The sequence below is a fragment of the Streptomyces sp. NPDC002911 genome (genome assembly GCF_053591835.1).
Window position 1 is genome coordinate 214,036 of the sequence record NZ_JBSFUO010000005.1, and the last position, 12,763, is coordinate 226,798.

The window sequence follows — 12,763 nt, forward strand, 5'->3', positions numbered from 1 at the left end:
TGGCTTTCCCGCACCACTGAGAGGAACACCCCATGTCCCGCAGGATCCATCTCGCACTGCACCCGTACGGCGTCGGCGGCCCCGGCCAGCACGGCCTCTGGAAGGACCCGGGCGTCGCGAAGAACGCCAGCATCGACATCAACTACTACATACAGCAGGCCCAGGCGGCCGAACACGCGCTCTTCGACGCCCTGTTCGTCGTCGACAGCCAGTTCATCAACGCCACGTACCCGTCGCACTATCTGAACCGGCTGGAACCGCTCACCCTGCTCTCCGCCGTCGCCACCCACACCAGGAACATCGGCCTGGTCGGTACGGCCAGCTCGACGTACAACTCGCCGTTCAACCTCGCCCGCCGGTTCGCCTCCCTCGACCACATCAGCGGCGGACGGGCCGGCTGGAACGTGGTGACCAGCTTCGACACCGGTACGTCGAAGAACTACGGGCTCGACGAGCACCTGGACTACGCCACCCGGTACGGCCGGGCCCTGGAGTTCGTGCAGGTCGCCCGCGGTCTGTGGGACTCCTACGAGGACGACGCCTTCCCCGCCGACGTGGAGCGCGACGTCTTCCTCGCCCCGTCCAGGCTGCACGCGCTGAACCACGACGGGGAACACTTCAAGGTCGCCGGTCCGCTCAACATCTCCCGCTCGCCGCAGGGACAGCCGGTCATCTTCCAGGCCGGGGTATCCGCCGAGGGCCGCGACCTCGCCGCGCGCGTCGCCGAGGGCATCTACGCACCGGGCGGCACGCTGGAGTCGGCGCAGGAGTACTACGCGGACATCAAGAAGCGCACCGCGGCCTACGGGCGTGACCCCGACCACATCAAGGTCTTCATCCACGGCGGCCCGATCGTCGGAGCGACCGACGAGGAGGCCCGGCGCCGGGAGCGGGAGATCTTCGAGGAGGACAACGACTTCGCGAGCAACCTCGCGCTCCTGGGCCGCTCCTTCGGCGCGTACGACTTCAGCACGCACGATCTGGACGCCCCGTTCCCGGACGTCGCCCACCTCGCGGAGAAGGGAGGCAGGACGGGCGCCGGGAAGATCATCGAGCGCGCGCGGGCAGAGCGCCTGACGCTGCGTCAAGTCGCGGAGTCCGTCAACGCGTTCCGCCGCTCGCCGTTCGTCGGCTCCCCGGAGACCGTGGCCGACACCATCGAGCGGTGGTCCGGCGCGGGCACCCTGGACGGCATCAACCTGGCCTTCCGGAACAACACCGACCTCGACCGCTTCGTGGACGGTGTGGTGCCGCTCCTGCAGAAGCGCGGCCTGTTCCGGACCGAGTACGAGGCCGACACCTTGCGCGGCAACCTCGGGCTGCCCGTCCCCGCGAACCGCCACACCGCCGAGCGCGAGGCCGCGAAGGGCTGACCCAGGCCCGGACCCCCTGACACAGGCACGCCCACACACGCATACGCAGGAGCCCGAGTTGACCGAGTACACCGACTACTACGCCCCCGAAGGCCTTCGCACGCGCGGCACCCTCCTCGTGGTGCCCGGCCGGGGCGAGACCCGGGCAACCTACACCCGGCTCGGCAGGCGGCTGGCCGCCGACGCCTACCGCGTCCGCGTCGTCGACGCCCCCGGCCTCGACGAGGACGACCTGGCCGGCTCGCTGACCCGCTTCGGTGGACAACTCGCCGCAGCCGCCGAGGACTCGGCCACCGGCGAGGACGGTGGTGTCGCACGCCCCCTCGTGCTCGTGGGAGCGGACAGAGGAGCCGTCGCCCTCGCGGCGCTCCTCGGCCGGGACGACGTTCCGTCCGCCGCGCTGCCCGACGCCGTCGTCCTCGCGGGCATCCCCGGCGGCGGGGCCATCGCCGCCGGCGGCTGGGAGGACGAGCTCGACGTGCGTACCGCCTGCCCCGCCCATCGGGGCACACTCACCGAGGACACCGGGATCAGGCGCGGCGCGCTCGTGGAGGCGGTGCCGCAGGCCCTGCTCTCGGCGGCGTACGGCGGTGACGTGGGCGTTCCCGCGCTGCTCCTGGCCGGCGACGCCGATCCGCTCGCGGACCGCGAGGCACTCCTGCGTACGGCGAAGTCGCTTCCGCGCGCCCGGCTTTCGGTGGTGCGGGGCGCACACCATGACGTCCTGAACGACATGCAGCACCGTTCGGTGGCCGCAGAGATCGTCACCTTCCTCGAAACCTTGCGCGACGAGCTGGTGCCGGTCGTCACGGTCGAATCGAGCGCGTGGTAGCCGCTGCCGCGCACGGCACCGCCGGCACTTCCGACCTGTAGAGAAAGGCTCTCCCATGGCAACCGTCCTGTCCGTCTCCGGCAGTCCCTCCGCCACCTCCCGTACCGCACGCCTCCTGCGCCACCTGGACGACCGGCTCCGGGACCAGGGCCACGACGTGACGCCACTGGACGTGCGCACCCTGCCCGCCGAGGCACTGCTCGGCGCCGACTTCCGGCACCCTGCCGTCGTCGAGGCCACGGCGCTGTTCGAGGAGGCGGACGGGGTGGTCATAGGCACCCCTGTCTACAAGGCCGCCTATTCGGGTCTGCTGAAGACGCTGCTGGACCTGCTCCCGCAGTTCGCGCTGACCGGCAAGACGGTGCTGCCGCTGGCCACCGGCGGCAGCACCGCCCATGTGCTGGCGATCGACTACGCGCTGCGCCCGGTGCTCAGCTCCATGGGTGCGACGCACATCGTCCCGGGCTGGTTCACGCTCGACAAGGACATCACCACCGGCGAGGACGGCATGCTGACCGTCGCCCCCGGCACGGCCGAGGCCCTCACCCAGGTCACGGACACCTTCTCCCGGGCACTGGGCGGGCGTGCGACGGTGCTGACACCCGCGGGCTGAGCCCGGCCGTCCCTCACTCCGCCCTGAGGCGCCGCCACACCGCCTTCGCCGCGTGGTAACCCGACATGCCGTGCACACCGGGGCCCGGCGGGGTGGCCGACGAGCAGAGGAAGACCGCGGGGTGCGCGGTGGCGTACGGCACGCGGGCGAGCTTGGGCCGGAGCACCGTCTGCAGCCCGGCGAACGCCCCGGTGGCGATGTCGCCGCCCACGTAGTTGGCGTTGCGTACGGCGAGCCGGGGCGGCCCGGCGACCGCGCGGGCCAGGACCAGGTCGCGGAACCCCGGGGCGAACCGCTCCAGCTGCCGCTCGATGACCTCGGTGGCGTCGCCTTCCCAGCCGGACGGGACATGCCCGTACACCCAGAAGACATGGCTGCCTCCGGGTGCTCGGGACGGGTCGACGATGCTGGGCTGCGCGGTGATCAGGAAGGGGACGCTCGGGTCGCGGCCCTCCCCGGCGGCGCGCAGGGCCGTGTCGATCTCGGCGGCGGAGGAGCCGAGATGGACCGTGCCGGCGCGGCGGGCCTCCTCGGCGGTCCAGGGCACGGGGCCCGACAGCGCGTAATCGATCTTGAAACAGGAGGGGCCGTAGCGGTAGTGGTCGTAGGCGCCGCCGAGCCCGGCGATCCGGGCGAGCGCGGTCGGTGAGGTGTCGAAGATGTACGCGCGGGCGGGCGGGAGCTCGTCGAGGCGTCTGACCTCGATGCCCGTGCGGATGGTGCCGCCCTCTTCGAGCAGGAAGGCGGCCAGCGCGTCGGAGATGGCCTGCGAGCCGCCGCGCGGCACCGGCCAGCCGTTCTCGTGCGCCGCGAGGGCGAAGAGCAGCGCGATCCCGCCGGTCGCGACGCCGCTGGCGGGTGCGATGGCGTGACCGGCGAGGCCCGCGATCAGACCGCGCGCCTTCTCTCCCCGGAAACGCCGGGAGAGCAGCGTGGCGGGCTGGATCGCTGCCATCCCGAAGCGCGCATAGCGGTACGGGTCCTTGGGCAGGCCGTCCCACGGGGTGCGCAGGAAATCCTCGGCGAGGGTGTCCCAGTGGCCGGTGAAGGGTGCGACCAGCCTCCGGTACGCGCCCGCGTCCTCCGGGCCCAACGACATGGCGGTCTCCCCTACGGACCCGGTGAGCACCGCGGCGGAGCCGTCCGGGAAGGGGTGGGCGAGCGACAGGGGCGCGTGGAGCCATTCGAGGCCGTGCCGGGCGAGTGGCATCGCCTTGAAGGCCGGGGAGCCGATGCCCAGCGGGTGCACGGCGGAACACGGGTCGTGGAGGAAGCCGGGGAGGGTCAGCTCCTCCGTACGGGCACCGCCCCCGACGGTCTCCCCCGCTTCGAAGACCTCCACGGCGAAGCCGCGGCGGGCCAGCTCGACCGCGGCTGTCAGCCCGTTCGGGCCCGCCCCCACGACGACTGCATCCAGCATCGATGGCACCTTCGGACTCCTTTGTCAGCCGATGGCCAGGGAACCCAGGATATTCGGGCGCGCCCACAACGGGCCCCCGGGTAGCCTCCCGCGCTATGAACCGCGCATGCGTACCCTCTCCCGCCGTCGCCGCGATGGCCTCCCGGCTCGCCCGGCTTCCCGGTGTCGAGGCCGTCGCCCTGGGCGGAAGCAGGGCCCGCGGCACCCACCGTCCCGATTCCGACTGGGATCTGGGTGTCTACTACCGGGGCGCCCCGGACCTGGCCGCCCTCACCGCGTCGGCGTCCGAGGTCCAGGGGGCGCCTGCCGACGTGACGGGGCCCGGCGGATGGGGCACCTGGGTGAACGGCGGGGCGTGGCTGACGGTGGACGGCGTCGCCGTCGACTGGATCCTGCGCGATCTGGACCGGGTGGAGGCGGTGTGGTCGGACTGCCGGGCGGGTCGCTTCCAGGTGGGGATCCAGCCCGGCCACCCACTGGGTTTCTGGTCCCCGTGTTACGTGGGCGAGGTCGCCCTCGGGCAGGTGCTCGAGGACCCGCGCGGTGAGCTCGCGGCCCTCCGGGAGGCGACGCGCGCCTATCCCGAGCCGCTGCGCGGTGCGCTGGCCGACGCGGCGTGGGAGGCGGACTTCTCCGTGACCGCCGCCCGCAAGTCGGCCCCGTCCGGGGACACGCTCCACGTCGCCCTCTGTCTGTCGAAGGCCTTCGGGGTCCTCGCACAGGCCCTGCACGCCCACCACCGGGTCTGGTGTCTCAACGAGAAGGGGGCGCTCGCTTCCGCCGCCGCCCTGCCGGACACCCCGGCGGACTTCGTGGCCCGGGTGTCCGGTGCGCTGCGCGGTCTGGACACGGCCGCGGTGGAGACGGCGGCCGGTGTCGTCCGCGAGGTACGGGCTGTGCTGGACGGCTCCTCAGCCGGCGGCGGGGTCCGCTCTCCGGCCGGTCCGTAGCGCCTGAAGGACCCTCTCCGCCGTCGCCTCGTCCCTGGCCGCGGTGAAGGGCAGGTCGTTTCCGCCGGTGATGCGGTACGGGACGCCCGAGAGCGTCGACTGGGAGCCGCCCGCCTCGGTGACCAGGAGCAGGCCCGCCGCGTGGTCCCAGGCGAACTCCCAGTTGAAGGCGACCGCGTCCTGCGCGCCGCAGGCGACGGCGAGGTACTCGAGGCCCGCCGATCCGCACGCGCGGGCGTCGATGCCGTCGGTGCGCAGGCCGAGGAGGGCGCGCTTCTGGGCGTCTGAGGTGTAGTCGGGGTGGGACATAGCCACCTTCAGCACCGCGCCGGGCGCGGGCGAACCGCTGTGCAGCGCGGTGCCGTTGAGCGTGGCGCCCCGGCCCTTCACCGCGACCGCGATCTCGTCGAGGACGGGGGCGTACGTCCACGAGGCGTACACCTCTCCGTGCAGGGCGAGGGCCACCAGGGTGCAGAAGCCGGGTTCGCCGCGTACGAACTGGCGGGTGCCGTCGACCGGGTCGACGATCCACACGGGTGCGTCGCCGCCGAGCGCGTCGTTGACCGAGGGGTCGGCGTGGACGGCTTCCTCACCGACGACGACCGAGCCGGGCAGCAGCCGGGTGAGGGACGCGGTGAGATACTCCTCGGCCAGCCGGTCGGCGGCGGTGACCAGGTCGTGCGGGCCGCTCTTCTCGACGATCTCGTGCGCGGCGAGCTGCCGGTAGCGCGGCAGGATCTCGGCGGCGGCCGCCTCCCTTACCGCCGCCTCCACCTCGGCCGTCCGTCCGGCGGTCCCGTACAGGAAGTCATCGATCATGACTCCAGCTAAGCACGGTCCGCCGGGGGCACTCCGGGCAGGTGGTCAGCGGCCGACCGCGTAGCCCTGCATCCCCCGGGGATTGGCGGCGGCGGACAGGACGCCGGTCTCCGGGTCCCTGGCGACGGCGCACATCCGGCCCTCGGACCACGGGTCGCCGACCGTGACGTCGTGGCCGCGGCGGCGCAGCTCCCCGACGACCTCCGGGTCCATGCCCTCCTCCACGGTGACGCTGCCCGGGCGCATCCCGCGCGGGAAGAAGGAGCCGGGGAAGCTGTCGTTGTGCCAGTTCGGGGCGTCGATGGCGCCCTGGAGGTCGAGGCCGCCGCGTACCGTGCCGCGCAGCGCCACGGCGAGGAAGAAGTGCAGCTGCCACTGGTCCTGCTGGTCGCCGCCGGGCGTCCCGAAGGCCATGACGGGGACTCCGTCGCGCAGGGCCAGGGACGGGGTGAGCGTGGTGCGCGGGCGTCGGCCGGGAGTCAGTGTGTTCGGCAGGCCCTCGTCGAGCCAGGCCATCTGGAGCCGGGTACCGAGCGGGAAGCCCAGCTCGGGCACGACCGGGTTGGACTGGAGCCAGCCGCCGCTGGGCGTGGCGGCGACCATGTTGCCCCAGCGGTCGACGATGTCGAGGTGGCAGGTGTCCCCACGGGTCGCGCCGTCCTTGGCCACCGTCGGCTCGCCCGCTCCGGCCACCGGGACGCCCATGGCGTCGAAGCCGGAGGCGACGGCGTGGGCGTGCGCGCTGAGGACCGGGGTGCGGCCGTCGGGGCTGCCGGGGCGCAGCTCCAGGGAGGCGGTGTCCTTGATCAGGGCGCGGCGCTCGTCGTTGTACGGCCCGGAGAGCAGGGTGTCGAGCGGTACGCCGGTGGCGTCGCCGTACCAGGCCTCGCGGTCGGCCATCGCGAGCTTGCAGCCCTCGACGAGCAGGTGGACGTAGTCGGCGGAGCCGTACGCCGGGAGCTCGGCCGGGAGGAGGGCGAGCTGCTGGAGGAAGGCGGGGCCCTGGCTCCAGCCGGCCGCCTTGGCCAGCGTCCAGCCGTTCCAGTCGTAGGTCGCGGGCGCCTCGTACGTCGCGGACCAGTCCGCCAGGTCGGCGGCGGTGAGGGTGCCGGTGTGGCGGGTTCCGCTGGTGTCCATGGTGGGGACGGCGGCCTGGCGGACCAGCGCCTCCGCGATGAAGCCCGTGCGCCAGACGGCTCGGGCGGCGTCGATCTGGGCGGCGCGGTCCTGGCCGCCCTCCTCCTCGGCCTCGGCTATCAGGCGGCGCCAGGTGGCGGCGAGGGCCGGATTACGGAAGAGCGTGCCGGGCTCGGGCGCTTTTCCGCCGGGCAGGTAGACCTCGGCGGAGGTCGGCCACTCGGTCTCGAAGAGCGCGCGTACGGTCTCCACGGTCTGACCGACGCGCTCGACGGGGGCGTGGCCGTCCTCGGCGTATCCCATCGCGTAGCGCAGGACCTCGGCGAGCGTTTTGGTCCCGTGGTCGCGCAGCAGCAGCATCCAGGCGTCGAAGGCGCCCGGTACGGCGGCGGCGAGCGGGCCGGTGCCGGGGACCAGGTCCAGGCCGAGCGAGCGGTAGTGCGCGGCGGAGGCGCCCGCGGGGGCGGGGCCCTGGCCGCACAGCACCTGTACGTCGCCGTCCTTCGGCGCGAGGATCATCGGGACCTCGCCGGCCGGGCCGTTGAGGTGCGGCTCGACGACGTGCAGGACGAATCCGGCGGCGACGGCCGCGTCGTAGGCGTTGCCGCCGTCCTCCAGGACGGCCATCGCGGACTGCGAGGCGAGCCAGTGGGTGGAGGACACCATGCCGAAGGTGCCCTGGAGGGTGGGGCGGGTCGTGAACATCGCGCGTCACCTTGCTGTTCGTACGTGCCAAGCGGACCGATCACGGCTCACGATCGGGCCTGGGGAGAATCCGGGAAGATCCACCCTGCAAGGTCGTTCACCTGATCGTCGAGCAGGCTATCGATCGCCTGTCGTCCCTTGCCGACCCGCCTCCGCGTCGAAGTGCGCGTGGTGGTCGAGGGTGATGGTGGGTAACGCGTGCCCCAGCCATCTGGCCGATGTCACCACTGACGTACATCGTGGTGGCAACGAAATCGTGCTTCTCCCTCTCCCGCTCCGATTCCGGGCCGCCCCGGGGAAGCTCAACCGCCACCGATGGCTCATGTGCTCAAAAGGTGCACTCGCAACGGATTCCAGCACATCCACTACGCGCGTTTTGCCGCCCTTCGGGAGTGCGAAGTCCTTATCCACCTCTGCTTGTGGAGTGTGCACGTAGGGAGCAGTCTTGGAATAGAGCCGTGAGCAAGACAGCGTGGACCGCCATACGCCGGCCGAAGAGAGGCCTGAGCTGTGCCATGAACGACGACGCCGCAGCAGCGGCCGGCGAAAGCCGCTCGGGGCCCTCGCCGATCGGGAGACCCGTGGTCTCGGTCGACGACCACGGTCGGCTCACCGCTTGGAGCGCCGGCGCGCAATGGCTGCTGGGTTACGAACCGGTCGAAGTGGTCGGGAGGCCGGCCGCCGCACTGCTCGTGGGGACGCTTCCCGCCACAGCTACGGCGGCCTGCGAAATCGGTCATCGCTGGAGCGGATCGATCACTCTGCAACACCGGGACGGACACCGGGTGGACGTAGCAGTCGAGGCGCGTCCTCTGTTGCAGGAAGTGCGGACTACCCACTGGGTCCTCAGCGGCCGTCCGAGCGTGCAGGGCGAAGCCGAGGCGACTGCGCTGTTCAAAGAGTGGGCGCTGGACCAGATCTCCCTTCCCATGGCGCTCTTCGACCGCGCCGGGCTCGCCATCTCCGTCAACGCGGCTATGGAACGCGCCATGGGAAAGTCCGAACGGGAGCTGCTCGGAGTACGCATCGGAACGTCCGGGCCCGGGCAGCCCATCGCCGGTATGGAGGAAGTGGAAGGCGTTGTCGCTCGGGTGCTCCGCGACGGAGAAACGGTGCCATGGGAGGTATACCTGAGGGCCCCAGGAGAGGCTCGCCCACACGCGTGGCTGTTGTCCCTGTCTCCGGTCCGGGACGACAGGGGCACCATTCATGCCATGTCCATGGCAGCAATGGACACCACGGAACCGTTTCGGGCCCGACGGCGGCTGAGCATGCTCAACGATGCGGGGCTGCACCTCGGCACGACACTCGATCTCAGGCGTACTGCGGAGGAACTGGCGGCATTTGCCTGTGACCACTTCGCCGACTTCGCCGTGGTAGATCTGCTGGAGCCGGTATTGCAGGGGGAAGACATGGACGCGGTGCCCCAGGGCGACGTCCTGCTCTTCCGTCGTACCGCCCAGCACTCCGTGCTGGCGGGGTGCCCGGAGGCGGTCGTCGCCGTCGGCGCAACCCATACCTACGCTGCGAGCTCGCCGCCGGGCCGCGCCTTGGCCACCGGCCGCGCTTCACTCCACCAGGTCGATGCTCGCGACCTGACGAGTTGGGCCGCCGGCTCCTCCGAGCGCGCCCGCAGTATCACTGCGTACAGGATGCACTCCCTGATGGTCACCCCGCTGCAGGCCCGCGGCATCCCCCTGGGACTGGCCATGTTCGCCCGCCACCGGGCGCCGGAACCGTTCGACGAAGAGGATCTGCACCTGGCCGAGGAGCTCACAGCCCGGGCGGCCCTATGTGTGGACAACGCACGTCGCTATGCCCGCGAACGCAGCGTCGCTCTGGCCCTGCAGCGGAGCCTGCTCCCCCAGCGGGCGCCGCGGCAGTCCGCCGTGGAGGTCGCCTCCCGCTATCTGCCCGCTCACTCCCGAGCCGGCATCGGGGGCGACTGGTTCGACGTCATACCGTTGTCCGGGGCAAGAGTCGCCCTTGTGGTGGGTGACGTGGTCGGCCACGGCATTCAGGCCTCCGCCACCATGGGGCGGCTGCGCACGGCAGTGCGCACCCTGGCCGACGTGGACCTGGCACCCGACGAGCTGCTGACGCAGCTGGACGACATCGTGCTGCGGCTGGACAGCAGTGACACGGTGGACGACGGCTCCGACCCAGCTGATCAGCCTGTCGGTGAAATGGGTGCGACGTGTCTGTACGCCGTCTACGACCCCATCTCCGGCCGCTGTGCCATGGCCCGGGCCGGCCATCCTCCACCGACCCTGGTCACTCCGGGGGGAACTGTCCGCGAGCTTGACATCCCCGCCGGCCCTCCCCTGGGCGTCGGTGGGCTGCCCTTCGAGGTTACGGAGTTCGAGCTGAGCAGAGGCAGTGTCCTCGCCCTCTACACCGATGGCCTCTTCGACACCGCCTCCGCGGATAGCCATGCCCAGCTGCATGCCGTACTCGCCGCTCGGGACCGCGCCCTGGAGGACACATGCGACGCGGTGATGCGTAACCTGTCATCAGAGCGACGCGCCGACGACGCCGCACTACTCCTGGCGCGCCCCCTCTCGCTCGACTCCGACCGGGTCGCCACGTGGGAGCTACCGAGCGATCCCGCGGTCGTTGCTCGTGCCCGCGAGCTGGCCCGCGCCCAGTTGTCCGCCTGGCACCTGGAGGAAGTCGTCTTCACGACGGAACTCGTCGTCAGCGAGTTGGTCACCAATGCCGTCCGATACGGCGGCCCTCCCGTGCAGCTGCGCCTCATCCTTGACAACACGCTCATATGCGAGGTCTCCGACGGCAGCAACGCCGCCCCGCACCTTCGTCGAGCTCGCTACTACGATGAGGGCGGCCGCGGTTTGATGATCGTCGCCCAGATCGTGGAGCGCTGGGGCAGTCGCTCCACAGGCGTCGGCAAAACGATTTGGACCGAGCAGCTCCTTCCAGCCTAGAGGGGTGTTCAGACCCCCTCGGCATTTCGTCACTACTCCGACAGAACCGCCTCCGCGTCATGCTCGTCCACGTCGCCGACGGTGAGTGGACGGCCCCTTCACGGCAAGATCGTGACGCGGACCCACACGGCGTACGCACTCGGTGGGGCCGGGGTTGTACAGAGGGCTGAAATCGTCCGGGCCGGAATAGTGACCGGCCGGGCGGTCGTAGGCGTTCCTGGCAAGGGCCGCTCGGGGATGACCTGGCACGCGTCTCGCGCCGGGGCCCTGGCGCACGTGCATGTCGGTGTACTTCGCCAGGTCTGCCGAGAGCCCGGAGATCTCCCGACGCTCCTCGGCGAGCCGGTTGAGCGCGTGACCGAACGGAGCGCGGGCGGTGCGCTGCCCCGGGTCGGCGAACAAGGCGCTCTTCGCCGAGGTGGTGAGGCGCTTGCGGGGGGCCTGTTGGGTGGGGCTCACTCCTGGTCTCCTTCGAGGTGGTCAAGGGCGGCCTGCCACTCGTGCTCCTCCGGCCACCGGAGATCCTCCGGCCCGCACAGCACTCACCATGCGGGCGCCCGGTCCGCCCACTTCTCGATTAGGCAGACTGACCTACCCAGCACCTCGGAGGGACTACATGAGCGACGCCCCAGCCCCGGAGACGCGACCCAGGAAGAAGCCGGAGCCCGCGCGCCTGCGGCTACTCGCCGCCACAGAGCGCCGTTTCCACGCGGACGGCATATCAGCAACCGGGATCGACACGATCACCGCCGAGGCGGCCCTCCTGCTGGAAGGCGCGATGACACGCGCCGGCCTGGAGGGTGCAGGAACGCGTCTGCAGCAGGCTCGGATGATGGCAGCCAACCTCCTGTACCGGCTGTGACGCGGCCAACCGGACATGCGGCCGGCTCGACGGGCTTGGGCTCTCTGTGTGTGCTCATGGCATCGGTCCTGTGGGGGACCACGGGCACCGCTGCGACCTTCGCCCCCGCCGTAGGGCCTCTCGCGATCGGTGCCGCGGCCATGGGCGTGGGCGGACTGCTCCAGGCCCTGGTAGCCGCCCCCCGAATTGCCCGCCAGACGTCTCGGCTGCGCACGCAGCCCGGAGCGATCGCGCTGGGCGCACTGGCGGTGGGGGTCTATCCGCTCGCGTTCTACAGCTCCATGCACCTGGCCGGAGTCGCCGCGGGCACCGTGGTGTCGATCGGCTCCGCCCCGCTCGCCTCCGCTGTGATCGAGGGCACCGTGGACGGGCGCCGCCTCACCCGCCGCTGGATGACCGGCGCCGCCCTGGGCCTGTCCGGAACCGTGCTGCTGTGCGTGGCGGAGGCGACCACAGCACACTCCGCCCCCGGGACTCGGTCCGTGGGCGAGACCGTACTCGGCGTGGGGCTCGGCTTGGTAGCCGGACTCACCTACGCCCTGTACTCCTGGTCGGCCCACCGCCTCATCAGCGACGGCGTCACCTCCGGCGCGGCCATGGGAACCATCTTCGGGCTGGGCGCTCTGCTGCTCCTGCCCGTGCTGCTGGCCACCGGCGCCCCGCTACTCCACTCCTGGTCCAACTCGGCCGTCGGGACCTACATGGCTCTGGTGCCGATGTTTATCGGCTACGTCCTGTTCGGCTGGGGACTGGCCCACGTCCCGGCGAGCACCGCGACCACACTCTCACTGCTCGAACCGGTGGTCGCAGCCGTCCTCGCCGTGCTGGTCGTCGGAGAGCGCCTGCCCCTCCTCGGATGGGGCGGCATCGTCCTGGTCGTCGGCTGCCTCGCCGTGCTCACCACACCGACCCGAAAGCCTTCCATGTCCCGGGCGACCACCGGAAGACTCACCAGCGGCACCCGGGACGACAGCGGACCGACGACTCGCAGCGTCCGAAGTTGACCGAGCGAGGGGCGCCCGCGCGCGGCAGCGCCGACGCGGTCGCACAGCAAAGCGGAGCCGGTCGCTCCGCGCCCGTGCCTCGGGGCCCGCGACGGCCCGCGGG

Annotated in this window: 11 protein-coding genes; 7 read left to right on the plus strand and 4 right to left on the minus strand. The window is 71.6% G+C overall.

The window, feature by feature from the left end:
• The first annotated feature begins 32 nt into the window (after positions 1–32).
• From ACWD04_RS10905 to ssuE, 3 genes are read left to right on the plus strand one after another with little or no spacing between them, the layout of a single operon-like run.
• The gene (locus ACWD04_RS10905) at positions 33–1,373 is read left to right on the plus strand and encodes an NtaA/DmoA family FMN-dependent monooxygenase (RefSeq protein ID WP_451130349.1); all 1,341 of its coding nucleotides are present in this window, start codon (positions 33–35) and stop codon (positions 1,371–1,373) included.
• A gap of 58 nt (positions 1,374–1,431) precedes the next feature.
• The gene (locus ACWD04_RS10910) at positions 1,432–2,205 is read left to right on the plus strand and encodes an alpha/beta hydrolase (RefSeq protein ID WP_451130351.1); all 774 of its coding nucleotides are present in this window, start codon (positions 1,432–1,434) and stop codon (positions 2,203–2,205) included.
• 55 nt (positions 2,206–2,260) lie between these two features.
• Complete coding sequence (gene ssuE / locus ACWD04_RS10915; RefSeq protein ID WP_451130353.1) at positions 2,261–2,818, plus strand: NADPH-dependent FMN reductase; 558 nt, start codon at positions 2,261–2,263, stop codon at positions 2,816–2,818.
• A 13-nt stretch (positions 2,819–2,831) separates the two neighbouring features.
• On the opposite strand, the gene ACWD04_RS10920 is transcribed toward ssuE, so the two are convergent.
• Positions 2,832–4,247 carry a phytoene desaturase family protein gene (locus ACWD04_RS10920; protein WP_451130355.1) on the minus strand — a complete coding sequence of 472 codons (1,416 nt, stop codon included), beginning with the start codon at positions 4,245–4,247 and terminating at the stop codon, positions 2,832–2,834.
• A gap of 86 nt (positions 4,248–4,333) precedes the next feature.
• Here ACWD04_RS10920 and ACWD04_RS10925 point away from each other — a divergent pair, with 86 nt between their 5' ends.
• Entirely contained in the window at positions 4,334–5,188 is an 855-nt protein-coding gene (locus tag ACWD04_RS10925) for a nucleotidyltransferase domain-containing protein (protein ID WP_451130357.1), read from the plus strand.
• On the opposite strand, the gene ACWD04_RS10930 is transcribed toward ACWD04_RS10925, so the two are convergent.
• Complete coding sequence (locus tag ACWD04_RS10930; RefSeq protein ID WP_451130359.1) at positions 5,150–6,007, minus strand: inositol monophosphatase family protein; 858 nt, start codon at positions 6,005–6,007, stop codon at positions 5,150–5,152. The genes ACWD04_RS10925 and ACWD04_RS10930 overlap by 39 nt on opposite strands.
• 45 nt (positions 6,008–6,052) lie before the next feature.
• Positions 6,053–7,849: a gamma-glutamyltransferase family protein gene (locus tag ACWD04_RS10935; protein WP_451130361.1), complete on the minus strand. Its 1,797-nt coding sequence runs from the start codon at positions 7,847–7,849 to the stop codon at positions 6,053–6,055.
• Between the two features lie 515 nt (positions 7,850–8,364).
• Between ACWD04_RS10935 and ACWD04_RS10940 the strand changes: the two genes are divergently transcribed.
• Positions 8,365–10,794: a SpoIIE family protein phosphatase gene (locus ACWD04_RS10940; RefSeq protein ID WP_451130557.1), complete on the plus strand. Its 2,430-nt coding sequence runs from the start codon at positions 8,365–8,367 to the stop codon at positions 10,792–10,794.
• A 57-nt stretch (positions 10,795–10,851) separates the two neighbouring features.
• Here the strand turns inward: ACWD04_RS10940 and ACWD04_RS10945 are convergent, their stop codons facing one another.
• A complete protein-coding gene (locus ACWD04_RS10945; RefSeq protein ID WP_451130363.1) occupies positions 10,852–11,253 on the minus strand; it encodes a hypothetical protein in 402 nt (133 codons plus the stop codon).
• A gap of 157 nt (positions 11,254–11,410) precedes the next feature.
• On the opposite strand from ACWD04_RS10945, the gene ACWD04_RS10950 reads away from it, so the two are divergent.
• Together ACWD04_RS10950 and ACWD04_RS10955 are read left to right on the plus strand one after the other, a co-directional pair.
• On the plus strand, positions 11,411–11,656 hold the full coding sequence (locus tag ACWD04_RS10950) for a hypothetical protein (RefSeq protein ID WP_451130365.1): 246 nt from the start codon (positions 11,411–11,413) through the stop codon (positions 11,654–11,656).
• The gene (locus tag ACWD04_RS10955) at positions 11,653–12,660 is read left to right on the plus strand and encodes a DMT family transporter (protein WP_451130367.1); all 1,008 of its coding nucleotides are present in this window, start codon (positions 11,653–11,655) and stop codon (positions 12,658–12,660) included. Before ACWD04_RS10950 ends, ACWD04_RS10955 begins: the two co-directional genes overlap by 4 nt.
• Positions 12,661–12,763: the final 103 nt, after the last annotated feature.

Coding starts and splice junctions, on each gene's coding strand:
- ACWD04_RS10905 (WP_451130349.1), top strand. CDS start 33: ATGTCCCGCAGGATCCATCTCGCACTGCACCCGTACGGCGTCGGCGGC.
- ssuE (WP_451130353.1), top strand. CDS start 2,261: ATGGCAACCGTCCTGTCCGTCTCCGGCAGTCCCTCCGCCACCTCCCGT.
- ACWD04_RS10925 (WP_451130357.1), top strand. CDS start 4,334: ATGAACCGCGCATGCGTACCCTCTCCCGCCGTCGCCGCGATGGCCTCC.
- ACWD04_RS10930 (WP_451130359.1), bottom strand. CDS start 6,007: ATGATCGATGACTTCCTGTACGGGACCGCCGGACGGACGGCCGAGGTG.
- ACWD04_RS10935 (WP_451130361.1), bottom strand. CDS start 7,849: ATGTTCACGACCCGCCCCACCCTCCAGGGCACCTTCGGCATGGTGTCC.
- ACWD04_RS10940 (WP_451130557.1), top strand. CDS start 8,365: ATGAACGACGACGCCGCAGCAGCGGCCGGCGAAAGCCGCTCGGGGCCC.
- ACWD04_RS10950 (WP_451130365.1), top strand. CDS start 11,411: ATGAGCGACGCCCCAGCCCCGGAGACGCGACCCAGGAAGAAGCCGGAG.